The sequence below is a fragment of the Agrobacterium sp. FDAARGOS_525 genome (genome assembly GCF_003938925.1).
In the GTDB taxonomy this organism is placed as follows: Bacteria; Pseudomonadota; Alphaproteobacteria; order Rhizobiales; family Rhizobiaceae; genus Agrobacterium; species Agrobacterium pusense.
On record NZ_RKIU01000003.1, the window covers coordinates 530,274 to 555,220 of the forward strand.

The 24,947-nt window shown below is 60.0% G+C and carries 21 protein-coding genes; 10 read left to right on the forward strand and 11 right to left on the reverse strand.

The features are described from left to right. Positions 1 to 24: 24 nt before the first annotated feature. Both EGT36_RS03905 and EGT36_RS03910 read right to left on the reverse strand, forming a co-directional pair. Positions 25 to 858, reverse strand: a complete 834-nt coding sequence (locus EGT36_RS03905; RefSeq protein ID WP_037091866.1) for an aldo/keto reductase — start codon at positions 856 to 858, stop codon at positions 25 to 27. Positions 859 to 919: 61 nt separating this feature from the next. Beyond that, complete coding sequence (locus EGT36_RS03910) at positions 920 to 2,101, reverse strand: MFS transporter (protein WP_037091953.1); 1,182 nt, start codon at positions 2,099 to 2,101, stop codon at positions 920 to 922. 163 nt (positions 2,102 to 2,264) lie between these two features. Here EGT36_RS03910 and EGT36_RS03915 point away from each other — a divergent pair, with 163 nt between their 5' ends. Then, positions 2,265 to 3,164 (forward strand): LysR family transcriptional regulator, encoded by a 900-nt coding sequence (locus EGT36_RS03915; protein ID WP_125270067.1) that lies wholly within the window; start codon positions 2,265 to 2,267, stop codon positions 3,162 to 3,164. Between the two features lie 3 nt (positions 3,165 to 3,167). Here the strand turns inward: EGT36_RS03915 and EGT36_RS03920 are convergent, their stop codons facing one another. Then, the gene (locus tag EGT36_RS03920; RefSeq protein ID WP_004443468.1) at positions 3,168 to 4,067 is read right to left on the reverse strand and encodes a LysR family transcriptional regulator; all 900 of its coding nucleotides are present in this window, start codon (positions 4,065 to 4,067) and stop codon (positions 3,168 to 3,170) included. A gap of 135 nt (positions 4,068 to 4,202) precedes the next feature. On the opposite strand from EGT36_RS03920, the gene EGT36_RS03925 reads away from it, so the two are divergent. The 4 genes from EGT36_RS03925 (at position 4,203) to EGT36_RS03940 (ending at position 10,137) form a co-directional block, all read left to right on the forward strand. After that, positions 4,203 to 5,012, forward strand: coding sequence for an alpha/beta hydrolase fold domain-containing protein (locus tag EGT36_RS03925; RefSeq protein WP_125270068.1), 810 nt, complete (start codon positions 4,203 to 4,205; stop codon positions 5,010 to 5,012). Between the two features lie 115 nt (positions 5,013 to 5,127). Further along, the gene (locus tag EGT36_RS03930; RefSeq protein ID WP_004443470.1) at positions 5,128 to 6,318 is read left to right on the forward strand and encodes an efflux RND transporter periplasmic adaptor subunit; all 1,191 of its coding nucleotides are present in this window, start codon (positions 5,128 to 5,130) and stop codon (positions 6,316 to 6,318) included. A 133-nt stretch (positions 6,319 to 6,451) separates the two neighbouring features. After that, a complete protein-coding gene (locus EGT36_RS03935; protein WP_022556841.1) occupies positions 6,452 to 9,646 on the forward strand; it encodes an efflux RND transporter permease subunit in 3,195 nt (1,064 codons plus the stop codon). Positions 9,647 to 9,933: 287 nt separating this feature from the next. Continuing rightward, positions 9,934 to 10,137, forward strand: coding sequence for a hypothetical protein (locus tag EGT36_RS03940; RefSeq protein WP_004443472.1), 204 nt, complete (start codon positions 9,934 to 9,936; stop codon positions 10,135 to 10,137). 52 nt (positions 10,138 to 10,189) lie between these two features. On the opposite strand, the gene EGT36_RS03945 is transcribed toward EGT36_RS03940, so the two are convergent. After that, on the reverse strand, positions 10,190 to 11,035 hold the full coding sequence (locus EGT36_RS03945) for an endonuclease/exonuclease/phosphatase family protein (protein WP_004443473.1): 846 nt from the start codon (positions 11,033 to 11,035) through the stop codon (positions 10,190 to 10,192). Positions 11,036 to 11,048: 13 nt separating this feature from the next. Next, positions 11,049 to 12,509 carry a phospholipase D-like domain-containing protein gene (locus tag EGT36_RS03950; RefSeq protein WP_004443474.1) on the reverse strand — a complete coding sequence of 487 codons (1,461 nt, stop codon included), beginning with the start codon at positions 12,507 to 12,509 and terminating at the stop codon, positions 11,049 to 11,051. A gap of 264 nt (positions 12,510 to 12,773) precedes the next feature. On the opposite strand from EGT36_RS03950, the gene pdxY reads away from it, so the two are divergent. Then, a complete protein-coding gene (gene pdxY, locus EGT36_RS03955; RefSeq protein WP_048902853.1) occupies positions 12,774 to 13,649 on the forward strand; it encodes a pyridoxal kinase PdxY in 876 nt (291 codons plus the stop codon). Positions 13,650 to 13,823: 174 nt separating this feature from the next. Further along, positions 13,824 to 14,465, forward strand: coding sequence for a carbonic anhydrase (locus tag EGT36_RS03960; protein WP_037091871.1), 642 nt, complete (start codon positions 13,824 to 13,826; stop codon positions 14,463 to 14,465). Positions 14,466 to 14,642: 177 nt separating this feature from the next. Here the strand turns inward: EGT36_RS03960 and EGT36_RS03965 are convergent, their stop codons facing one another. Together EGT36_RS03965 and EGT36_RS03970 are read right to left on the reverse strand one after the other, a co-directional pair. Beyond that, entirely contained in the window at positions 14,643 to 15,458 is an 816-nt protein-coding gene (locus tag EGT36_RS03965) for a lytic murein transglycosylase (protein WP_004443477.1), read from the reverse strand. A gap of 221 nt (positions 15,459 to 15,679) precedes the next feature. After that, positions 15,680 to 16,714 (reverse strand): aspartate-semialdehyde dehydrogenase, encoded by a 1,035-nt coding sequence (locus tag EGT36_RS03970; RefSeq protein ID WP_003522626.1) that lies wholly within the window; start codon positions 16,712 to 16,714, stop codon positions 15,680 to 15,682. A 511-nt stretch (positions 16,715 to 17,225) separates the two neighbouring features. Here EGT36_RS03970 and EGT36_RS03980 point away from each other — a divergent pair. The 3 genes from EGT36_RS03980 (at position 17,226) to EGT36_RS03990 (ending at position 22,342) form a co-directional block, all read left to right on the forward strand. Continuing rightward, the gene (locus tag EGT36_RS03980) at positions 17,226 to 19,109 is read left to right on the forward strand and encodes an MFS transporter (protein WP_004443480.1); all 1,884 of its coding nucleotides are present in this window, start codon (positions 17,226 to 17,228) and stop codon (positions 19,107 to 19,109) included. Positions 19,110 to 19,301: 192 nt separating this feature from the next. Beyond that, positions 19,302 to 20,876: a Re/Si-specific NAD(P)(+) transhydrogenase subunit alpha gene (locus EGT36_RS03985; RefSeq protein ID WP_006697607.1), complete on the forward strand. Its 1,575-nt coding sequence runs from the start codon at positions 19,302 to 19,304 to the stop codon at positions 20,874 to 20,876. A 20-nt stretch (positions 20,877 to 20,896) separates the two neighbouring features. Next, the gene (locus EGT36_RS03990) at positions 20,897 to 22,342 is read left to right on the forward strand and encodes an NAD(P)(+) transhydrogenase (Re/Si-specific) subunit beta (protein ID WP_022556849.1); all 1,446 of its coding nucleotides are present in this window, start codon (positions 20,897 to 20,899) and stop codon (positions 22,340 to 22,342) included. Positions 22,343 to 22,588: 246 nt separating this feature from the next. Here the strand turns inward: EGT36_RS03990 and rutF are convergent, their stop codons facing one another. The 4 genes from rutF to rutC are packed head-to-tail and all read right to left on the reverse strand — an operon-like array spanning position 22,589 to position 24,939. Further along, on the reverse strand, positions 22,589 to 23,113 hold the full coding sequence (rutF, locus tag EGT36_RS03995) for an NADH-dependent FMN reductase RutF (RefSeq protein WP_004443483.1): 525 nt from the start codon (positions 23,111 to 23,113) through the stop codon (positions 22,589 to 22,591). A 26-nt stretch (positions 23,114 to 23,139) separates the two neighbouring features. After that, positions 23,140 to 23,730 carry a malonic semialdehyde reductase gene (locus EGT36_RS04000; protein ID WP_022556850.1) on the reverse strand — a complete coding sequence of 197 codons (591 nt, stop codon included), beginning with the start codon at positions 23,728 to 23,730 and terminating at the stop codon, positions 23,140 to 23,142. Between the two features lie 17 nt (positions 23,731 to 23,747). Then, positions 23,748 to 24,539 carry a pyrimidine utilization protein D gene (gene rutD / locus EGT36_RS04005; RefSeq protein ID WP_037091877.1) on the reverse strand — a complete coding sequence of 264 codons (792 nt, stop codon included), beginning with the start codon at positions 24,537 to 24,539 and terminating at the stop codon, positions 23,748 to 23,750. A gap of 13 nt (positions 24,540 to 24,552) precedes the next feature. Beyond that, a complete protein-coding gene (gene rutC, locus EGT36_RS04010) occupies positions 24,553 to 24,939 on the reverse strand; it encodes a pyrimidine utilization protein C (RefSeq protein WP_004443491.1) in 387 nt (128 codons plus the stop codon). Positions 24,940 to 24,947: the final 8 nt, after the last annotated feature.

The window sequence follows — 24,947 nt, forward strand, 5'->3', positions numbered from 1 at the left end:
GAGTTCTCTCCCCGGCCCTCATCGTCAGGCGGCCTCGTCCCAGACGGGCGCAAGCCCTTCCGGCGAAACGATGCGGCCGTCCGGTCTTGCAAGCGCACGGATTGCCGCCATTTCATCTGCCGAAAGCTCGAAGTCGAAGATGGCGAGATTTTCCTCGACCCGGGCCTCACTCACCGTTTTCGACAGGGCGACGACGCCCTGCTGCTGCACGAGCCAGCGCAGAACCACCTGTGCTACCGACTTGCCACGGCCCGCGGCAATCTCCTTCAGCACCGGATCGTCAAACACTTTACCATCGGCCATCCCGTAATAACCCGTCACCAACATGCCCGCAGCTTTGGCGGCGGCGATAACCACATCCTGATCGATGTAGGGGTGGTATTCGATCTGGTTGGTCACGATCGGGGCATCGGACAGCTTCACCGCTTCGGCCATCAGCGCCGTGCTGAAGTTGGAAACGCCGATATGGCGCACCTTGCCGGCCTGCCTCACCGCGTTCAGCGCGCCGATCTGCTCGGCAAGCGAAACCGCCTCGTTCGGCCAGTGCAGCAGCAGCAGGTCCACATGGTCGGTCTTCAGCTTTTTCAGGCTATCATCGACAGAGGCGAGGAAGGCATCGTGCCTGTAGTTCTCGACCCAGACCTTGGTGGTGAGAAACACTTCGCCGCGCGTAACGCCCGAAGCAGCAATGGCTTCACCGACCTCGGCTTCATTGCCATAGATCTGGGCGGTATCGATATGGCGGAACCCGGCCTTCAGCGCATGGGGAACGATACGCAGCACATCGGGGCCGGGAATGCGAAACGTGCCGAAACCAAGCGCCGGGATTGACGCGCCGTTTGCAGTGACATCAAACATATATTTTCTCCTTCGAGGTGGCCCGGCCGGCTTGGGAGCGGCCGGGTATTTCATGAAAAGCTCAGGCAGTTTTCAGCGTCAGCGCGGCGCGGCGGTCGAGCGCGCTGCTCCAGATGGTCAGAAGCAGGGCAACCGCGACGAGGATGGCGCCAACCCAGGGTGTGGCTCCAAGACCCAACGGTGATTCCACCACCAGACCGCCGAGCCACGCGCCGATGGCGATGCCGAGGTTGAAGGCGGCGATGTTGAGCGCCGAAGCGACATCGACGGCGCCGGGACGATGCTCCTTGGCAAGCTGCACCACATAAAGCTGCAGGCCGGGAACATTGGCGAAGGAGAGGAAACCAAGCGCGGCAAGCGTGATGAGCGTCAGCACCGGCGAAACCGCGGTGAAGGAAAAGACGAGCAGCACGATGGCCTGCGCCAGGAAGAGGCCAATCAGCGCCCTGGCCGGATTATGGTTGGCGATCCGGCCGCCACCGATGTTGCCGGCCGCGATGGCGATACCGTAAAGCACGAGGATAAGGCTGACGCTCTTTTCCGAAAATCCGGTCACATCCTGCAGGATTGGCGCAAGGAAGGTGAAGGCGACGAAGGTGCCGCCGTAACCAAGCGCGGTCATGGCGAAGACGATGAGCAGGCGGCCGGAGCCGAGAACACGGACCTGATCGAGCAAGCTTGCCGGCGGCGCCTTCTTGAGTGTGTTCGGGAGAAGCGCTGCAATGCCGAGGAAGGCAATGACACCGAGGGCAGCAACGGCCCAGAAAGTTGCGCGCCAGCCGAAGACCTGGCCGATATAGGTGCCGAGCGGAACACCGGTGACGATGGCGACCGTAAGGCCCATGAACATCATGGCAATGGCCGAGGCGCGACGGTTTTCCGGCACGAGATCGGCCGCGATGGTGGAGCCGACCGAGAAAAAGACGCCATGGGAGAAGGCGGCAATGACGCGGGCGACCAGCAGCATCTCATAATTGGGTGAAAGTGCTGCGAGACTGTTACCGACGATGAACAGGGCCATAAGGCCGAGCAGCAGCGGCTTCCTCTCTATCTTGCCGGTCAATGCGGTCAGGATCGGCGCACCAAACGTCACACCCAGTGCATAGACACTGACGATGAGACCGGCGAGCGGCAGGGTGATATGGAGATCGTTTGCGACAGTCGGCAGCAGACCGACAATGACGAACTCCGTTGTTCCGATCGCATAGGCCGCGATCGTCAGGGCAAATATGGCCAATGGCATGACGAATACCTCTTCGCCCGCAGCTGGATCGCGGGCCTTCTGGACAGCTTGGGGCTGCCCGGTTGGATCAAATTGTATGAGCGCAATATGGGCAAAGGGGACTTGCATGATAATCGGCAAAGCCGGATAAATACCTTTGAATTGATTTCATAGGTGATGCGCGATGGATAACAGGGCCGGAGAGATGGAAGTCTTTGTGGCGGCGGCGGAACTCGGAAGCTTTTCAGCCGCCGGGCGCAGGCTGAAGCTTTCGCCCTCGGCCGTCAGCAAACTTGTCACACGTATCGAAGACCGTCTCGGCACCAGGTTGGTGGCACGCTCCACCCGGCTCGTAACGCTTACGCCGGAGGGCGAGGTCTATCTGGCGCGGGCCCGACGCATTCTCGCCGACATAGCCGAGACCGAGCAGATCGTGGCGAGCGGCGGCAAGGTGGTGCTGCGCGGGCTGCTACGGGTCAACGCGACGCTGGGCTTCGGCGAACGTTATCTCCTGCCGCTTGCACCGGAATTCCTGTCGCTTTATCCGGAAATCGAGCTGGATATTTCGCTGACTGACGGTGTCATCAGCCTGATCGAGGAACGCACGGACATTGCCATACGCTCCGGCGCCATGGGCGATTCATCGCTGAAGGCAAGAAAGCTGAAGGAAGTACGCCGCGTTATCGTCGCCTCCCCCACCTATATCGAACAATACGGCATGCCGGAAACGCCGCAGGATCTGGCGCGGCACAATTGCCTGAGCTTCAATTTCAGTCGCAATCTCAATGAATGGCCGTTCCGCGACCCCGGTTCTGCCGATGTCTATCGCCTGCCAGTCACGGGCAATGCCTCCGTCAATAGCGGCATGGCCATGCGCAGGCTTTGCCTATCGGGGCTTGGGCTCGGTCGGGTCGGTGAATTCCACGTCGAACCCGATATTAGGGCTGGCCTGCTCGTTCCCGTACTGGAAGACTATAGCGCCGAGGACATGGAGGTGATCCACGCGGTTTATGCCGGCCATGAGCATCTCGCAGCCCGCGTGCGCGCCTTCATAGATTTCCTTGCCGCAAGGGTCGGGCGCTGATTATCACACCAGCCCATGTACCAGCTTCGCAAGCCAGTCGACAAATACGCGGACCTTGTTGGTCACGTGCCGGGTCTGGGGATAGACGACATAGATCGGCATCGCCTCCCGTCGCCATTCGGAAAGCACCGGCACCAGCTCTCCGCGCGAAAGGGCGTCGCGCACCATGAAGATCGGCAGCTGCACGATGCCCATGCCGGCGAGCGCCGCATTCAAGTAGGTGCGGCTGTCATTGACGGAAACGACGTAGTTGGGCGTCAACTCGACGCTGCGTATGCCATTGTCGAAGGAGGCCGGCATGATCTGCCCGGTGGTGGCATTGAGGTAACCCACCGACAGATGATCCTTCTCCAGGTCCTCCGGTTCTCGCGGCATGCCAAAATTTTCGATATAGGACGGCGACGCAAATGTTTCGAACCGGAGTTCGCCTACTTTTCGGGCAATCAGCGACTGATCGCGCAACACGCCTACGCGTAGCGCGCAGTCGACATTTTCCGCGATATAATCGACCAGACGGTCGCCGACACCGAGATCGAGACGGATTTGCGGATAGCGCTGGTAAAATTCGCAAAGATGTGGGATAACCACAAGGTCCGCAAAGACACCGGCCATTTCCACGCGCAACCGGCCGGATGGCTGCACCTGCGCGCTGGACATGCTGCCGTCAAGTTCTTCTATTTCCGATAAAATCTGCGATGCACGCTCATAATAGAGAGCGCCGTCCGTTGTCAGCATCACTCGCCGCGTCGTGCGGTTGAGAAGCGTGGTCTGCAAATGCGCCTCGAGCGCCTGGACCATATTGGTGACCGTGGTTTTCGGCATGTTCAGCGCTGTCGCGGCGCGGCTGAAATTGCCGGTTTCCACGACACGCGTAAAAACCCGCATGGCGGAGAGCTGATCCATGATGAGATTATCCGTCTTTTTGGAATAGTGTTTTCATTTTGGCATACTTGATCGTTTTTCCCCGAACAATAATATGAATTTCAGATTTTGCAAATGTGATGCACTGCTCAAGGTGGTGCAACGGGACCGGATCAGATGAACGCGCACTGGGAGAATATCAAAAGCTGTGGGGGCTTCGCGTCCCAGCTTTCCGTGCGCCGATATGAAGGTTCGAGCCTGTGCAGCCAACCGCCCGTCGTACTTTATCTGCGCGGCGGTTCGTTTCTGGAACCCGGCCTGGAGCCGGGCGGCAATTGCCCGGAACTTCCGGTCGCGCGCGCGCTTGCAGAAAGCGGCGCGGTGGTCGTGGAGGCCGATTACAGCAGGCCTTCCGGCAACGAGTTTCCGATGGTTATCGACTGCGCTTACGAAGCGCTCGATCGCCTGAGCCGGGATCGCAAGCATTATGGCGGCGCGAAATCGCAGCTGTTCGTGGCCGGCGAAGAGGCAGGCGGCAATGTGGCGGCGGGGCTTGCCTTGAAGGCCCGTGACCGCATGCCGGGCAAACTTGCCGGTCAGATACTTCTGTCGCCCATGATCGATCCGATGATGACGACGGAATCCTTCCGCGACGCGGACAGGATCGGTATGCGCCAGCGCTGGGCGGATGGCTGGAGCCATTACCTTGCCAAGGCGTGCGGGTTTTTTCACCCCTATGCCGCACCCTGCCAGTGCACGCGGCTGAACCGGGTGGCGCCGGCGCTGATCTTTACCGCCGAGGACGACCCTCTGCGCGACGAAACGGTCAATTACGGAGACCGCCTCATCGCCTCAGGCGTTAGCGTTAGGCAGCATGTTTTCCCCGCCGGCGTCGGCTGGACGGGGCTTTATCAAGGAGAGGGCGGCGGATGGGTCTCATCCGTCTGTTCGGAGTTCAAGACTTTCGTTGACCAGTTAAACCACTGAAATTTCGCATTTTGAGCATGTCCAGTAAAAGTGCGTAGCGGTTTTACGTCCGGATCATGCGACGAAGTAAAATAGATGAACGACCTGCTCCCGATCGGGGGCGAAGGAGATACCCATGACGCTGAACACAAAGCGCCGGGCCCTGACGGGCGCCGGTATCGGGCTTGCCATGTCCGTTGCAGCAGCAGCACTGTTTTTCGACCTCCCCACCAGTCGCGATGCAACGGCCGCTTCCACGCCTGCTGAAACACCAGCGATCCCTGTCACCGTTGCCAAGGTTGAAAGCCGCGACGTGATGCGCTGGGAGGAATTTTCCGGCCGTCTGGAAGCCGTTGACCGGGTGCAGATCCGCTCCCGCGTCGCCGGCCAGATCAAGGCCGTTCACTTCCGCGAAGGTGCGCTGGTGAAGGAAGGCGATCCCCTCTTCACCATCGACCCGGCCCCCTATCAGGCCGCTGTCGCCGGCGCTGAAGGACAGGTTGCCTCCGCCGAAGCCAAGGTCAGCCTTGCGAAAACGGAACTCGACCGTGGCCGCCGGCTTTCCGACAACCGCACCATCTCGCAGAGCGATCTCGACCAGCGCCAGAGCTCGTTTGCGGATGCCGAAGCCCAGCTTCGCGCCGCCCGCGCAGCACTCACCACGGCGCAACTCGATCTCGGTTACACCGAAATCCGCGCACCTGTTTCAGGCCGCGTCGGCCGCATCGAAATCACCGCCGGTAACCTCGTCGCCGCCGGTTCCACCTCGCCGGCACTGACGACCCTCGTGTCGGTCAACCCGATCTATGCGAGCTTCAACGCCAGCGAAGGCGTGGTGGCCAAGGCTCTTGCCGAGCTGCCGAAGACCGATGGCGCCCTGCCGGCTCTCGAACAGATCCCGGTGGAAATCGGCACGCTTTCCGATGAAGGCACGCCGATCAAGGGTACGCTGCACCTGATCGACAATCAGGTGGATTCGGCAAGCGGCACCATCGGTGTGCGCGCCGTCTTCGACAATCCCGATGGCAGGTTGATCCCCGGCCAGTTCGTGCGGGTGCGCATGGGCGAACCGAAGCCGGAAAACCGCATCGTCATCAGCGATCGCGCCATTGGCACGGATCAGGACAAGCGCTTCGTCTTCGTGGTCGATGCCGAAAACAAGGTGAGCTACCGCCAGATCAAGCCGGGCGCGCCGGCCGATGGCCAGCGCATCATCGAAAGCGGCCTTGCTGCCGGTGATACGATCGTCGTCAACGGCCTGCAGCGCATCCGTCCCGGCGCAACCATCGCACCTCAGGCGGAAGATAAGGTTGCTGCCTCGCAGTAATCCATCTCTTTGATCAGTAAGCGTCCCGCGCTTTCGCGAGACGCGCATTCAGACAGAACCGGCCTTCACCGGCGGCAGAATTGCCGCCGGAGCGGCCTTCGCATTCCAAAATATACCCGGAGAGGGACTGGATATGAATATTTCCAGATTTTTTGTCGACCGGCCGGTATTCGCCGGCGTCTTGTCGATCCTGATTGTGGTGGCAGGCCTTCTTGGCATGCGCGCCTTGCCGATTTCGGAATATCCCGAAGTCGTTCCGCCATCCGTCGTCGTGCGCGCCACCTATCCCGGTGCGAACCCGACCGTTATCGCTGAAACCGTCGCGACACCGCTCGAAGAACAGATCAACGGTGTCGAAGACATGCTCTACATGGGCAGCCAGGCGACGTCGGACGGCGTGCTGACGCTCACCGTCACCTTCAAGCTCGGCACCGATCCTGATAAGGCCCAGCAGCTTGTGCAGAACCGCGTCTCGCAGGCCGAACCGCGCCTGCCGGCGGAAGTGCGCGCGCTCGGCATCACCACGGTCAAGAGCTCGCCCGACTTCATCATGGTCGTGAACCTTGTCTCCAAGACCGACGCCTATGACATCACCTATCTGCGCAATTATGCGACGCTGAACGTCAAGGACCGTCTCGCCCGCATCGAAGGCGTGGGTCAGGTGCAGGTCTTCGGCGCGGGTGACTATTCCATGCGCGTCTGGCTCGATCCGCAGAAGGTGGCCGAGCATGATCTCGCCGCCAGCGACGTCTCCGACGCCATCCGCCAGCAGAACGTGCAGGCCGCGGCCGGCGTCATCGGCGCTTCACCAAGCCCGAACGGTGTCGACCTGCAGCTCAACGTCAATGCCCAGGGCCGTCTGACGACGCCGGAAGAATTCGGCAACATCATCGTCAAGAGCGGCGCAAACGGTGAAATCACTCGCCTGCGCGATGTCGCGCGCATCGAACTCGGTGCAGCCGATTACACGCTGCGTTCTCTGCTCGATGGTGAGCCGGCCGTGGCCGTCGCCGTCCTCCAGGCGCCCGGCTCCAACGCCATCGAAATCGCCGACAATGTCCGCGCCACCATGGATAATCTGCAATTGGCGATGCCCGATGGCGTGAAATACGAGATCGTCTACGATACGACGAAATTCGTGCGCTCCTCCATCGAGAAGGTTGTCGATACACTCCTCGAGGCCGTTGGCCTCGTGGTGCTTGTCGTCATCCTCTTCCTGCAGACGTGGCGCGCCTCGATCATTCCGCTGATCGCCGTTCCGGTCTCGATCATCGGCACCTTCGCCGTCATGTATGCCTTCGGCTTCTCCATCAACGCGTTGACGCTGTTCGGCCTTGTGCTCGCCATCGGCATCGTGGTGGATGACGCGATCGTGGTCGTCGAAAACGTCGAGCGAAATATCGAAAACGGGCTCTCACCGCGTGACGCCACCTATAAGGCGATGCGCGAAGTCTCCGGCCCGATCATCGCCATTGCGCTGGTACTGGTCGCCGTCTTCGTGCCGCTCGCCTTCATCTCCGGTCTCTCCGGCCAGTTCTACCGGCAGTTCGCGCTGACGATTGCCATCTCCACCGTCATTTCGGCCATCAACTCGCTGACGCTGTCACCCGCACTTGCGGCCCTGCTGCTGAAGGAACATGGCGCACCGAAAGACTGGCTCACCCGCTTCATGGACAAGATCCTCGGCTGGTTCTTCCGCGGCTTCAACCGTGCCTTCGGCGCGGCCTCGAACGGCTACGGCAAGACCGTCGGCGGGCTGGTGACGCGCAAGAGCCTCGTCATGATCGTCTACATGGCGCTGGTGGCCGCCACCTATGGCATGTTTACGACAGTTCCGAGCGGCTTCGTGCCGGCGCAGGACAAGCAGTACCTCATCGGTTTCGCGCAGCTTCCTGATGGCGCAACGCTCGACCGTACCGAAAGCGTGATCAAGCGGATGAGCGAGATCGCCATGGAAACGCCCGGTGTCAGCCACGCCATCGCCTTCCCCGGCCTGTCGATCAACGGCTTCACCATCGGTTCCAATTCCGGCATCGTTTTTGCGGTTCTCGACGACTTCGAAAAGCGCAAGACACCGGAACTGTCGGGTGGCGCCATCGCCATGCAGCTGAACCAGAAATATGCCGGCATTCAGGACGCCTTCATCGCCATGTTCCCGCCGCCGCCGGTCAACGGTCTCGGCCAGACAGGCGGCTTCAAGCTGCAGATCGAAGACCGCGCCGGTTACGGCTACCAGACGCTGGACGAAGCGGCGAAGGCCGTCATCGCCAAGGCATATCAGACGCCGGAGCTGGCAGGCATTTTCTCCAGCTATCAGATCAACGTGCCGCAGCTCTTCGCCGATCTCGACCGCGCCAAGGCGGAACAGCTGGGCGTCTCCGTCAGCGACGTCTTCCAGACGCTGCAGATCTATCTCGGCTCGCTCTATGTCAATGACTTCAACGCCTTCGGTCGCACATACAGCGTCCGTGTGCAGGCGGATTCACAGTTCCGCGCCCACGCCGAAGATATTGGCCGCCTGAAGGTTCGCTCGGCAACGGGTCAGATGATCCCGCTGTCGACGCTGCTGAAGGTGAATGCGACGACCGGACCGGAGCGCACCAACCGTTATAACGGCTTCCTTGCGGCCGATATCAACGGCGGACCGGCACCGGGCTTCTCCTCGGGTCAGGCACAGGCCGCGATCGAAAAGATCCTTGCCGAAACCCTGCCCGCGGGCGTCGATTACGAATGGACGGATTTGACCTATCAGCAGATTCTCGCCGGCAATTCCAGCATCGTGGTTTTCCCGCTGGCGCTGCTGCTCGTCTATCTCGTGCTCGCTGCGCAATATGAAAGCCTGACCCTGCCGATCGCGATCATCCTGATCGTCCCGCTCGGCGTGCTCGCAGCCCTCACGGGCGTCTGGCTGACGGGAGGGGATAACAACATCTTTACGCAGATCGGCCTTGTCGTCCTTGTCGGTCTCTCAGCGAAAAACGCGATCCTGATCGTGGAATTCGCCCGGGAACTGGAATTCGAGGGACGAACGCCGCTTCAGGCGGCCATCGAGGCAAGCCGGCTTCGCCTGCGCCCGATCCTGATGACCTCGCTCGCCTTCATCATGGGCGTGGTGCCGCTGGTCGTCTCGACAGGTGCCGGTGCGGAAATGCGCGCCGCCATGGGTGTCGCGGTCTTCTCCGGCATGATCGGCGTGACGTTCTTCGGCATCTTCATGACTCCGGTCTTCTATGTGCTGGTGCGCAAGCTGGCGGGCAACCGTCCGCTCATCCAGCACAAGCAGGAAGAACCGGCCAATTCGGACTACAAGCTCGAAAAGGCCGGCTGAGACCGACACCTATCCACCGCAACCTTCGACGCAAGCCCGCCGCGCATCCCGAGATGCGCGGCGTTTCATATGGAAAGATGTGTATGCGCCTCTTCTGAAATTGAATCAGTTTCAAGTGCTTAACGGTAATACAGGCCGCGTTCCGGCCGCACCACAATTGGCAAAAGTCAATATAGATGTTGGTGACTGCGCGCAGAGGAAGAAACAATGATATTTTATGCTTTGTATTTTGTGTTACTTTCCAAGAACAGGGTGATTCGGACTAAATGATTTAGTTCAGGGGCGACATGATGGAGCAGGATTACGAGAACTGGGCGACGACCGTTGCCTATTCGATAGTGATGCATGAGGGTCTTGATCTCGCGCTTTCCGCGCAAAATCTCGATAGAGGCAAGACCAGAAACAATCGGGAGCGGTTGATGGAAGCCATTCGCACATCCTTGCTGGAAGCGCGCTCACGCAGCCACGTGACAGCGGCGCAACGGGTTTAAGCCGGCCTCCTGAGATTGTTGCGGCAGCTTTCCTGGGCACGCCGCTGCAAGATCAGGCCGGAAGCAGGTCGGTCCGCACCGCGGCTTTCAGCGGCAGATGATCCGAAGCGATACGCGCCAGTGCGCTGTCATGCGCTTCGACCTGCTCGATCAGCCCTTCACGATTGGCGATGATCCGGTCCAGAGCCAGCACCGGCAGGTTGGACGGAAAACTGGGTACGGCTGGCGGCAGAGCGCCGAAAGCATCGCGAAACGTATTGAGTGACGAACCATTGCCGAGGCGCCATTCATTCAGGTCTCCCATGAGAATGGTCGGGCATTCATCCCTCGCTTCAAGAAGGCCGATCAGAGCCTTCGCCTGCTGGGCACGGGAATGCCGCAGCAGCCCGAAGTGAGCGGCAATGACCCGCAGGGTGCCGCCGCGCTTCAGATCCAGTTCGACAACGAGCGCGCCACGCGGCTCCAGTCCGGGCAGCTTCAGGGTATGAACCTCCTTGACCGCGCCCTCCTTGAACAGGACGACATTGCCATGCCACCCATGCGCCTTCACCCCGACCTGTACAGGCACGGGGACAAGGCCGCTTTCCCTTTCCAGCCGGGCGAGATCGAGCAGCCCGGTGCGTTCGCCGAAGCGGCTGTCGGCCTCTTGCAGCGCAATGATATCCGCCCCGATTTCCTGAATCACGCGACTGGTGCGATCAGGATCGAACTTGCGGTCCCGGCCCACGCATTTATGCACGTTGTAGGAGGCGATAACGGGAAAATCATGCGCCTTTTCCGCAGGCTTGGCATTCTGCCGCTGACGGTGATTGCGCAGCGAGTCCATCACAAAGGCCGGCAGACTGGTATTCCGCGCCAGTACCGCTTTTTCGTTTTCCAGCACGCCGTCTTTTTTCACACGTCATCTCCGCTCAAAGATAGGGCGAGGCCAGCCACAGTACCCGTTCCACAAAACGAACAACGAACGGACGCGCTTTCAGTTCGCTCAGTCTTACAGGTATTGCGGCGTCGCGCGCCGTCGAGATCGTCTGCGTGATGGCCTGTCCGAACGCTTCGTCCATAACCTCCAGATCGATCTCGAAATTCAGACGCAAAGAGCGGGGATCGAGATTGGACGAACCGATGTAGCTCCACCGTCCGTCGATCACCAGCATCTTCGAATGATTGAACGCTCCCGTCGCCCTCCATATCCGGCAATAGTTGCGCAACATCTGATCGAACTGCGCCGTCATCGCCCTGTCGACAAGCACCAGATTATTGCTTTTCGGCACGACGATATCAACGACGACGCCGCGTCGCGCCGCCGTAATCAGCGCCGAAATAAGCTCCCGATCCGGGAGAAAATAGGGCGACATGATGAGAATCGACGACCTTGCGATGGAAAAAGCGCCGGTCAGCATCTTGTGATTGGTCTCGATGCTTTTGTCCGGCCCGGAGGAGCAAACGCGGGCAACGATCTGCGAGCCCGGCACGCCTTCGGGAATAGCGATATCCCAGACCGGCGTATCCAGAAGTTCCTTTGTCGTGAAACGCCAGTCTTCCGCCGCAATGGAGAAAAAATCCGCTACCACCGGTCCGCTGATCTTGAAATGCGTGTCGTGCGATTGTCTTCCCTGGCCGAATTCCTCGGTAAAACCCTCGCGTATGTTCATGCCGCCACTAAAGGCGACACGCCCGTCCACCACGAGAATCTTGCGGTGGGTGCGCAGATTGGCGTAGGGCAGCCGCAGACCCATGATGACGTTACCGTTGAAGACGTTGGCGACGATGCCCCTCTCCCGCAGCGTCGGCAGGATGCTCGGAACCGAATAACGCGCGCCCACGGCATCGATGAGCACCCTCACCTCCACGCCGCGCTGTTTTGCCCGCTGGAGGGCGGAAACGAAGCGGGCGCCGATCCGGTCATTATCGAAAATATATGTTTCGAGGATGATCGACCGTTTCGCCTGCTCGATCGCTTCCAGCATCGCCGCATAGGCGGCGTCACCCGTGGCGATGGGTTCGATGCTGTTGCCAGTCGTCAGTGCATGGCGGGTCACCCGGTCACCCAGTACCTTCATCGCCGCGAAACGGCGGCCGAACCGCTCGGCTACCAGCTCACCACCAGCGTCGAAACGGGCCACGCGGTCCATGATCTCGTCCTGCATGAAGGACCGCTGCTGGGTAATGTTGGACCGGCGGATGCGGTTGATGCCGGCAATGGCATAGATGACCGCACCGACGATGGGCGACAGCACGATGACGCCGACCCAGCCCAGTGCCGAGCGAACTTCTTCCTTCGTCATGGTGGCGTGCACGGCCGCCACGGTTCCCATCAAAACGGAGAGAACGGCAAGAATATGCGGCCAATAGGCGATGATGAGAGCGAGCATGAATACAACTATAGGGCATCAGGCGGAAAAGTGTAACGCGGTTTTCCGAAAGCCGCCGCCTTAACGAGAAATCGGTGCAGCGATCCCGCAACGAGAGGCGTTCCCTGACGGCGGCAAAACGACCGCCATGCTTTTGCGGGACAGACCCTTGCGGGATTAACGGTGGAAACTGGTCTTGCGATATGTCATGAGAGCGCATCTTGATCTTTGGGCGGGGGCAGCATTGGTGGGCTTTCTGCCGCGTTTGAACGCAAGAAGGCCGTGATGCAGGACAATACCCAAGGCGCCGTCATCGTCATTTCCAGCCATGTCATGCGGGGCTCCGTGGGCAACCGCGCGGCAGTCTTCGCGCTGGAGACACTCGGTTTTCCGGTTTGGGCAGTGCCCACCATCGTCATGCCCTGGCATCCCGGCCACGGACCATCCACCCGCATGCGCTTTCAGGACGAAGACTTCGACAAGGCGATGACCGACCTCGAAAACGCCAAATGGATCGGCGAGGTCAAGGCGGTTCTGACCGGTTATTTCGGCAGCGCCTCGCAGGTGCGTGCCGTCGCAAGGCTGATCCGAAATCTCAAGGAAAAGAACCCGGCGCTGATTTACGCCTGCGATCCTGTCATGGGTGATCTGGGCGGGCTTTATATTCCCCTTGAGACCGCCGAAGCCATCCGCGATCACCTCATTCCGCTTGCCACGGTCGCCACGCCCAACCGATATGAACTCGCCTGGATGAGCGGCGCCGCGCTTGAGACCAACAGCGCCATCATGGATGCAGCGCTTTCCCTCGGCCCGCCAAAAATGCTTGTCACCTCGGCGGTGCCGATGATGACGGGCGGCACCGGCAACCTTTACCTCAGCGGCCGCCACGCGCTGCTCGCCGAACATCGCGCCATTGAAAATGCGCCTAACGGCCTCGGCGACCTGATGTCGGCGCTGTTTCTTGCCCGCCTGCTGGAAGGTCTGGATGACGAAAAGGCGCTGCAGCTCGCAACCGCCAGCGTGTTCGAAATTCTGGCCCGCACAAAAAAACGCGACATGAACGAACTGACGCTGGAGACGGATTCTTCAAGCCTCTCCACACCCATGGCCATGGTGCAGATGCGTCATCTCTTGCATCCTTCGCGCAGCAAGCGCAAATAGCGGCTAGAGCATTTCCGTGAAACGTGGCCCTCGGTCTTCGTCCGGAAATGCGACAAGCAAGGAGTTGGAGCGGTTTCACGGCTCGAAGAAAAGCGAAAATGCTCCAAAGGATTGGTCTTCAACGCACCGAGTTCTTTCCTTGATCTCGGTCCAACCACAACGGTACTGCGATAGATGAAAGATTTTCCGGAAAACCTTCTCAACGGCTATAAGAACTTCATGAGCGGTCGTTATGCCGACGAGCGCGAAAGATACCGCGTTCTGGCCGATACCGGACAGAAACCGCAGACCCTGTTCATTGCCTGTTGTGACTCCCGCTCCGCGCCGGAAACCATTTTCGACTGCGGCCCGGGAGAGCTTTTTGTCGTCCGCAATGTTGCCAACATGGTGCCGCCCTTCGAGCCGGACGGGCAATATCACGCCACCTCGGCGGCCATCGAATATGCGGTTCAGGTGCTGAAGGTGAAGGATATCGTCGTCATGGGCCACGGTCGCTGCGGCGGCATTCAGGCGGCGCTCGATCCCAATCTGGAGCCGCTGTCGCCCGGTGATTTCATTGGCAAATGGATGAACATGGTCAAGTCGGCCGCCTCGCAAATCCAGAGCAACGACGTCATGACCGCCTCTGAGCGGCAGACGGCGCTGGAACGCGTTTCCATCCGCAACTCCATCGCCAATCTGCGCGGCTTCCCCTTCGTCAAGGCACAGGAAACCGCCGGCAAGGTGAAGCTGCACGGCGCGTGGTTCGATATTTCGACCGGCGAATTGTGGGTGATGGACGGTAAGACCGGCGACTTCCACCGCCCGGATCTGTGATTGGCAGGTAATAGCTACCGGCCAAACTCAACGCTCGTCACCCCGGACTAGATCCGGGGTCCAGCGCGATCAAGTCCTTGAGCGCCAAATACTCTTTCACGGCGCGGACGCGCCGTGACTGGATGCCGGATCAAGTCCGGCATAACGGAAGTGGGAATTCGCGCGTGGAAAGCGGCCTTATTGGCCGTCGATCGCCTTGCCGATGAAGGCGATCGCCTGCTGGTAGACACTTGCGGCGTTCCAGCCCTGAATTGCCGCGTAATTCGCCTGCCCCTGCTGGTAGCCTGCACCGCGCTGCCAGCCATGGCCGACGAGGAAGTTTGCGGTGGAAGCCAGCGCGTCGGCGCGCGAACCGACGAGATCGATCCGACCGTCGCGGTCGAAATCCACGCCGTAGCGCACGACGTTCAGCGGCAGGAACTGCGTCTGGCCGATTTCACCATGGGCGGCACCCTTGGCGTTGACATTCAGCGAGCCGCTGCCGACGAGTTTCAGAGCCGCATAAAGCTGCTCGGTGAAATAGTCCGAACGGCGGCAGTCGAAAGCAAGCGTTGAAACGGCGGAAAGCGTGTGCTGGTTGCCCATGAAACCGCCAAAGCCTGTTTCCATGCCCCAGATGGCGAGCAGCGGACCAGCTGGCACGCCATAGGCACGCTCGATGGAGGCGAACAGTGCGGCGTTGTTCTTCTTCATGGTCTTGCCGCGCGAAATGATCGTCTGACCGCCGCGCTTCTGCATGAACTGCTCGAAGGACAGCTTGAAGCTGTGCTGACCGCGATCGGCGCGGATCGTCGCCTGGTTGTAGGAGACGCCGGAGAAAGCCCGGTCGAGCACCGAGGCGCTGACGCCGCGACCCGCCGCTTCCTGCTTGAAGGCGCTGACCCAGGCATCGAAGCCCGCCGAAGTGTTGCCGCATTGCGCGGCCATAACCGGCGTCGCTGCCAGAACCGAGACCATGGCCACACCAGCCAGAATTACCTTCATTGCCCGCATCAAAATCTGCCTTCGATATCCTTTGGGGAGTTTTTCCCGAGAACCAAACCGTCAATACTGTATGATTCAGGTGCCAAAACTGTCTTTTGGCGGCCTAAATTGCCTTTCGGCAGCAAGGCCTGCAAATAAACTGGCCGTGATCTCGCCAATTATAAAACCCGCCTGCCCCACACAGAACAGACGGGTTATACTTAACGAACCTTAAAAATTCGTATCTCGGATCAGGCGGCCGCCTTGCGCGGCTTGATGAAGCCACGATTGATCAGCAGTTCGGCGATCTGGACGGCGTTAAGGGCAGCACCCTTGCGCAGGTTGTCAGAAACAACCCACAGGTTGAGACCGTTTTCGACCGTCGCATCTTCGCGGATACGCGAGATGTAGGTCGCGTCTTCGCCAGCGGATTCAACCGGCGTGATGTAACCGCCGTTTTCGCGCTTGTCGATCACGAGGCAACCCGGTGCTTCGCGCAGGATGTCACGGGCCTGATCGGCGGTGATCTCGTTTTCGAACTCGATATTGACCGATTCCGAATGGCCGATGAAGACAGGAACGCGCACGGCCGTGCAGGTCACCTTGATCTTCGGATCAAGCATCTTCTTGGTTTCGGCCAGAACCTTCCATTCTTCCTTGGTGTAGCCGTCTTCCATGAAGACGTCGATGTGCGGGATAACATTGAAGGCAATGCGCTTGGTGAACTTCTTGGCTTCGACCGGGTCGGCCACGAAAACGGCGCGGGTCTGCTGGAAAAGCTCGTCCATGCCTTCCTTGCCGGCGCCGGACACCGACTGATAGGTGGAGACGACGACGCGCTTGATCTTGGCGAAGTCATGCAGCGGCTTCAGCGCGACAACAAGCTGCGCCGTGGAGCAATTGGGGTTGGCGATGATGTTCTTCTTGGTGAAGCCTGCAACCGCATCGGCATTGACTTCCGGAACGATCAGCGGAACGTCCTGATCGTAGCGCCATGCGGATGAGTTATCGATGACGACGCAGCCCTGCTGGCCGATCTTCGGCGACCACTTCTTGGAAACATCGCCGCCTGCAGACATCAGGCAGATATCCGTGTCGGAAAAATCGTAGTTCTCGAGGTTCGAGACCTTCAGCGTGCGGTCGCCATAGGAGACTTCCGTGCCCTGCGAACGGGCGGAAGCGAGCGGCACGACTTCATCGGCGGGAAAACCGCGTTCGGCCAGGATATTGAGCATTTCGCGACCGACGTTGCCGGTGGCGCCTGCAATTGCAACTTTGAAACCCATGATCAAGCTCTCTTTCTGTCTCTCCTCTTTTTGGTGAGGTGGGAACCCGCATCATCAGATCGCGGCTTCCTCGATCCCCAGCCAAACCGGGGAGAGAGCGGTGGCCAGAGACGTCAGACGGTTTTAATCGTCGTTTTGGCCGTAATTCGGATAGAATAAGAAAGGCGCGGATCATCGCCGGCGGATTGTGCCGGTCCTTCCATGACGAACATGTCTGCAACATGCATGCGCAAGGTGATGCTCCTTCTTCGCGAGAAGCTATTAGAAGGTTTCTCGGTTCTGTCAAGGAAAAAGGCGCGTCATGCAGCCGCTCGGACCAAAGCACAAATCGCCGCAGCGACATATTCGGGACGTTTAACATTAGACTAAAGTCATAATCCGAAAGCATCGCTCTTATTGGGGTTAATTTTCTGTCACTCTCATGATCCGCGCATTGCAGCCGCAAGGTGAGTCCAGAGGAGAGAGTTGGGCTCCGCAATGCGTCGATTGGGACATCTGTGGAGGACAGACAATGGCAAATGTTGCAGCCGTAAGCGGCGCCGCCCGTCCGATGACGGGTGAAGAGAAGAAGGTGATTTTCGCCTCTTCTCTCGGAACAGTCTTCGAATGGTACGATTTCTATCTCTATGGCTCGCTGGCGATTTACATCGGCGCGAACTTCTTCAGCCAGTATCCGGAAACGACGCGTAACATCTTCGCTCTGCTGGCCTTTGCCGCTGGCTTCCTCGTCCGCCCCTTCGGCGCGCTGGTCTTTGGCCGCCTCGGTGATATCGTCGGCCGCAAATATACCTTCCTCATCACCATCCTCATCATGGGTGTGTCCACCTTCCTCGTCGGCGTGCTGCCCAGCGCATCGCAGATCGGCATCGCCGCTCCGATCATCCTGATCGTCCTGCGCATGCTGCAGGGTCTTGCACTCGGCGGTGAATATGGCGGAGCTGCAACTTACGTGGCCGAACACGCACCGAACGGCCGCAGGGGCTATTACACCTCCTGGATCCAGACGACGGCAACGCTCGGCCTGTTCCTGTCGCTGGTGGTTATCCTCGGTGTGCAGTTCGCGCTCGGCAAGGAAGCTTTCGCTGCCTGGGGCTGGCGCATTCCCTTCCTCGTTTCCGTTCTGCTGCTTGGCGTATCCGTCTGGATCCGTCTGAAGATGAACGAATCCCCCGCCTTCAAGAAGATGAAGGAAGAGGGCAAGACGTCGAAGGCGCCGCTCAGCGAAGCCTTCGGCCAGTGGAAGAACGCCAAGATCGCGCTCATCGCGCTTGTCGGTGCCGTCATCGGCCAGGCCGTTGTCTGGTACACGGGCCAGTTCTACGCCCTTTTCTTCCTGCAGAGCATTCTGAAGGTCGACGGACAGTCGGCAAACATCATGGTGGCGGCAGCGCTCATTCTTGGCACCAGCTTCTTCGTTATCTTCGGCTGGCTTTCAGACAAGATCGGCCGCAAGCCGATCATCATGGCCGGCCTCATCCTTGCCATGCTGACCTACTTCCCGCTGTTCAAGGCACTGACCTGGGCAGGCAACCCGGCGCTTGCACAGGCACAGGCGAGCGTTCGCGCCACCGTGACTGCCGCACCGGGCGACTGCAAGTTCCAGTTCAACCCGACGGGCACGGCGAAGTTCACCACGTCCTGCGATATCGCCACCTCGTTCCTGACACGCAACTCGGTGCCTTATGACGTGGTTGCGGGCGCAGCTGGCCAGCCGGCCACCGTGAAGATCGGCGACGCCACCATTACCAGCTACGACGCCGTCGCCGCCGGCGCGGACGCGGCAGCCAAGGACAAGGCCTTCCAGAAGCAGGTCAACACGGCGCTCCACGATGGCGGTTACCCGCTGGTGCGTGGCGCGGCACAGGTGCCGGACGCGAAACTGGACGCTTTCATTGCCGCAAACCCGGAACTGAACCTCAATGCAGACGCCGTTCGCGCTGCCGACAAGAAGATGGTTGCGACCGACAAGCTGGTGGCTGACAAGCTGCTGACCCCGGCCGAAACCGGTGGTGCAGCCGAAATGGCCGTTTACACCGTGGCCGGCGGCGGCGCCTTCTCCATGGTGGCCGATCCGGCTGCCGTGAACTGGGTTGTCATCATCGCGGTTCTCACCGTCCTCGTGATCTACGTGACGATGGTCTATGGCCCGATCGCAGCTTTGCTGGTCGAACTGTTCCCGACCCGCATCCGCTACTCCGGCATGTCGCTGCCATACCACATCGGCAACGGCTGGTTCGGCGGCCTTCTGCCCGCCACCGCCTTCGCCATGAGCGCGGCCAAGGGGGACATCTATTATGGCCTCTGGTATCCGATCATCTTTGCAGGCATCACGCTGGTCATCGGCATGCTGTTCCTGCCGGAAACCAAGGATCGTGATATCCACGCCATGGATTGAGTGGCAGTCGATGAAACGCAGCAATCACCCGGCGCTTCGGCGCCGGGTTTTTTGTTGCCGCCGTACCGCCATCGCCGAAAATGGGCTTTTCCAGCCTGTCAATCCGCCGCAGGTAGAAAAACAGCAAGAACAAGACAAAAACACTCGAAATGGGCTATGACGGCTTATCAGGACGGGAATGGGAGAGCAGTTTTGAGAATCGGGACACCTAAGGAATTATATGAGGGCGAAGCCCGCGTTGGCATGACGCCGGATAGCGCGCAGGCTTTGCAGAAACTGGGATATGATTGCGTCATCGAAGCCGGCGCCGGCAAGGCGGCCGGTTTTTCTGACGACGCCTATCGCGCCGCAGGCGTGACCGTGGTTGACAGCGCTGAGGCGCTTTACACCGGCTCCGACATCATCGCCAAGGTTCGTCCGCCTGAAACCTCGGAGATTGATCGCCTGTCTTCTGACAAGACGCTGATCTCGTTTTTCTATCCCGCCCAGAACAAGGACCTTCTGGAGCAGGCGAAGGAAAAGGGCGCTAACGTCATCGCCATGGACATGGTGCCGCGCATTTCGCGCGCCCAGAAAATGGACGCGCTCTCCTCCATGGCCAATATCGCCGGTTATCGCGCGGTGATCGAGGCGGGCAATAATTTCGGCCGGTTCTTCACCGGGCAGGTCACCGCCGCCGGCAAGGTGCCCCCCGCCAAGGTGCTGGTCATCGGTGCCGGCGTTGCCGGTCTTGCCGCCATCGGCACGGCCACATCACTTGGCGCGATCACCTATGCCTTCGACGTTCGCCCTGAAGTGGCCGAGCAGATCGAATCCATGGGCGCGGAATTCGTCTATCTCGATTTTGCCGACCAGCAGCAGGATGGCGCAGCGACCGGCGGTTATGCCGCCCCCTCCTCGCCGGAATTCCGCGAGAAGCAGCTGGAGAAATTCCGCGAACTTGCACCGCAGATCGACATCGTCATCACCACGGCGCTGATACCGGGCCGCGACGCGCCGAAGCTGTGGCTTGCCGACATGGTGGCGATGATGAAGCCGGGTTCGGTCATCATCGACCTCGCCGCCGAGCGCGGCGGTAATTGCGATCTGACGGTTCCCGACCAGCGCGTCGTGTCCGACAACGGCGTCATCGTCATCGGCTACACCGATTTCCCAAGCCGCATGGCGACGCAGGCCTCGACCCTCTACGCTACCAATATCCGTCACATGATGACCGATCTGACGCCTGCCAAGGATGGCAAGGTCGTTCATAACATGGAAGATGACGTCATCCGCGGCGCGACGGTCACCTATCGGGGTGAAATCACATATCCTCCGCCGCCACCAAAAATTCAGGCCATTGCCGCGCAGAAACCGAAGGAAAAAGCAAAAGAGCTGACGCCGGAGGAGAAACACGCCAGGGAAAAGGCCGAGTTCAAGGCACAGACCAAGAACCAGGTCGGGCTTCTGGTCGCCGGCACGGCCGTCTTGCTGCTCGTTGGCCTCTACGCGCCGGCAAGCTTCATGAGCCACTTCATCGTCTTCGTGCTTGCCTGCTTCGTCGGCTTCCAGGTGATATGGAATGTCAGTCACTCGCTGCACACGCCGCTGATGGCCGTGACCAACGCGATTTCCGGCATCGTCATCATCGGCGCATTGCTGCAGATCGGTTCCGGCAACTGGCTGGTGGTGATCCTTGCCTCGCTTTCCGTCCTGATCGCGACGATCAACATTGTCGGCGGTTTCCTCGTGACACGGCGCATGCTCGCCATGTTCCAGAAGTCCTGAGCGTGCGGGGATTTAAATAAATGACCATTGGTATTGTTTCCGCGGCCTATGTTGCCGCAGCCGTTCTTTTCATCCTTTCGCTAGGCGGTCTTTCCGGACAGGAAAGCGCCAAACGTGCCGTCTGGTACGGCATAACAGGCATGGGCCTCGCCATCATCGCCACCGTCTTCGGCCCTGAAATCAGCAAGGGCGTCGGGCAGTGGCTCGTCGTGCTCCTGATGCTGGCCGGCGGCTCCGTGCTCGGCTACTTCGTCGCAAGCCGTGTACAGATGACCGAGATGCCGCAGCTTGTGGCGGCGCTTCACTCCTTCGTTGGCCTTGCCGCCGTTTTCATCGGCTTCAACGCCCATATCGAGGAAGCGCATGTCGCCTCGCTCGATGAAACCGCGCGCTCCTTGCTGACGGGCTTTTCCGCCATCCTCGCCCACAAGACGCCTGTTGAACTGGCGATCATGAAGGTCGAGGTCTTCCTCGGCGTCTTCATCGGCGCGGTGACCTTCACCGGCTCTGTCGTTGCCTTCGGCAAGCTTGCCGGCAAGGTGGATGGCAAGGCGAAGAAGCTGCCGGGCGGGCATCTGCTGAACGCTGGTGCCGCGATCCTGTCGCTGGTGCTGCTCATCATGTATTGCAACGGCGCAGGCGCATGGACGCTCGTCCTGATGACGCTTGCCGCCTTCTTTATCGGTTACCACCTGATCATGGGCATTGGCGGCGCCGACATGCCTGTCGTCGTCTCGATGTTGAACAGCTATTCCGGCTGGGCGGCAGCAGCCATCGGCTTCACGCTCGGCAACGATCTGCTGATCGTCACGGGCGCGCTGGTCGGCTCCTCGGGTGCGATTCTCTCCTACATCATGTGCAAGGCGATGAACCGCTCCTTCATCTCGGTCATCCTCGGCGGCTTCGGCGGCACGACGGGCCCGGCGATGGAAATCGAGGGCGAACAGGTGGCGATCGACGCCGAAGGCGTGGCCGCAGCGCTGAACGACGCCGACAGCGTCATCATCGTGCCCGGTTACGGCATGGCGGTGGCGCAGGCGCAATCGGCCGTATCGGAACTGACCCGCAAGCTGCGCGCCGACGGCAAGACCGTGCGCTTCGCCATCCATCCGGTGGCTGGCCGTCTTCCGGGCCACATGAACGTGCTGCTCGCCGAAGCGAAGGTGCCTTACGACATCGTGCTCGAAATGGACGAGATCAACGACGACTTCCCGAGCACCGACGTCGTCATCGTCATCGGCTCCAACGACATCGTCAACCCGGCAGCGCAGGACGACCCCAACTCGCCCATCGCGGGCATGCCGGTGCTGGAAGTGTGGAAGTCGAAACTCGTCATCGTCTCCAAGCGTGGCCAGGGAACGGGTTATTCCGGCATCGAGAACCCGCTGTTCTACAAGGACAATACGCGGATGTTCTATGGCGATGCGAAAAAGTCGATCAACGACCTTCTGCCGCTGATCAAGTAAATGAAAAGGGCGTTTCCGGGAGACCGGGAACGCCCTTCGACTTTCTGAGAAACGACGATAGGTTTCGTCCGTCATGCCGGACTTGATCCGGCATCCAGCCATGGCGCGTCTGCGCCGTGAAAAGAGTCTTACGCGATCAAGGACTTGATCGCGCTGGACTCCGGATCAAGTCCGGGGTGACGGTGTGCGGATGCTATGGCCGCGCCAAACAGAATCGTCCCGCGGGATGTTGTCGATAGACCGCCTTCAAAGCACCCGGTAACGCCGGTTGAAATACATCAGCGCCTCATCACCCGCATTGATCTTCATATCCACGACCTCGCAGATGAGAATATCGTGCGTGCCGCCGTCATGGGCCTCGCGGATACGGCAATCGAATGAGACGAGCGCATCTTCGAGAACCGGCGCACCGGTTTCGAGCACGCCCCAGTTGCCCGCAGCGAAACGTTCCTCAGCAGGCGTCTTGCCACCGAAAAGCGTGCTCAGCACCTCATGATGGGCGGCGAGCGTGTTGACGCAGACCACACCATTGGCCTTCACCACCCTGTAAGCGGAAGAATTGCGGTTGAGGCAGATGAGAAGTGTGGGCGGATTGTCGGAAACGCTGCAAACCGCCGTCGCGGCGAAGCCTGCCCGGCCTGCGGCGCCATCCGTCGTGACGATATTGACCGCCGCACCGAGCCGCGCCATGGCGTTTCTATAATCGAGGCTGCGTTGCTCTGCAGTCTTCGTCTCCATTGCCGCTTCCTTTTCAAGAGACATCATCTGCATCTAACTCATCCTTCCTTAACAGGCCCTCAAGCCAGCACACAGGCGTCGTCAAAGCCAAGGCGCGGCAGGCGGCCAAAGAGCTTTGACGGATCGCCATGACCGAGATTGATCAGGAAATTGGATTTCCACGTCGTGCCGGCAAAAAACGCCGCATCCACCTTGCCCTTGTCGAAACCGGACATGGCGCCGGTATCCAACCCCAGCGCGCGGGCGGCAAGGATCAGATATCCGGCCTGAAGCGTGGCGTTGCGAAAGGCAGTTTCTTCGGCCACGGCAGGGCTGGAGGTAAACCACGAACGCGCATCGGCGTGCGGAAACAGTTCCGGCAACTTCTCGTAAAATTCGCTGTCGATGGCAGCGATGACCGTGACCGGCGCGGCCATGGTCTTTTCGAGATTGCCCGAGGAGAGTGCCGGCCGAAGCTTTTCCTTGGCTTCCGGGCTGCGCACGAAGACGAAACGTGCCGGCGAGCAATTGGCCGAAGTCGGTCCCATCTTCGTCAGGTCGTAAAGCGCGTGCAGCGTCTCGTCACTGATCGGCTTGTCCGTCCAGCCATTGTGGGTGCGTGCTTCGGTGAAAAGCGTTGCGAGTGCTGCATCATCCAGTGCTTTCGTCATCGTGCTCTAAAATCCTGTCAGAATGTTTGGTCAACCGGCAGCAGAAACTGCAAAAGCCGGGCGTTGAAAAGGTCGGGTTCGGTGATATTGACCGCGTGAGCCCCGAAATCGAGAAGGCAAAGCTCGCTTTGCGGCAAACCGTCGGCAAGACGCAACGAGCGGGTATAGGGCACCAGAAGATCGTCCTTCGTTGCCACCACCAGCACCGGATTCCCTATCTCGCCAAGCCGTGCGTCCACATCGAAGGCCCGCAGCGCCGCAATGCGGCGGAGCACATTGTCCTTGCCCTGAAAATGCGCCACGCCATGGGCATCGTCCCGTGCCAGCCGCTCCTGATTGTCAGACATCCACGCCGCCGGATAAAGGAACAGCGGCTGCGCTTTGACAAAAGCCTCGACGCCCGACTTTTCCAGAAGCTCAATCCGCACATCAAAGCAGCGCCCGGAATGCGGATCGGCCTTGCTCCACGCGTTGATAAGCACCAGCCGGTCGATAAGGCCGGGTCGCCGCAGCGCGATATCGAGGCCGATCAGGCCACCGAGGGCATGTCCCATGAAGTGGAATTTTTCGAGGTTCAGGGCTGAGACAATTTCCAGCACATCATCCGCCATGGCGGAAATGCCGCCATCGAGCGGCACTTCGCCGCCTGTCCTGCCTGTTCCGCGATGGTCATAGGTGACGACCCGGAAATGGCCGGAAAGAGCCTCGATCTGCGGCGTCCAGTAAGCACCCGATCCGCCCAGTCCCGAGGACAACAGGATAGTGGGGGCCTCAGGCTCGGTGCGACCATGAACCTCGAAATGCATCATCTGCCTTTTCGCCCTATTTGCCGATATGGGCGACGGTGGCGATTTCCACCAGCGCATCGGGCTTGACGAGGCCGCACTGGATGCAATAACGCGCCGGCTTGTCGCCGGGGAAATATTCCGCATAGACTGTGTTGACGGCCTGATAATTCGCCCAGTCGGTGATGAAGATGTGGTTCATCGTCACGTCTTCCATCGTGCCGCCGGCGGTCTCGATGACCGACTTGATGGTTTCGAGAACATGGCGGGTCTGCGCGCTGGCATCGCCCACATGCACGACATTGTTGTCCTTGTCGAAGGGCAGCGTGCCGGACACGTAAACCACGCCATCGGCGAGGGTTCCCGGCGAAAAGGGAGCGATGGGTTTGCTGGTGCCAACGGGCACTATGATCTTTTTCGGCATTTCGTTCT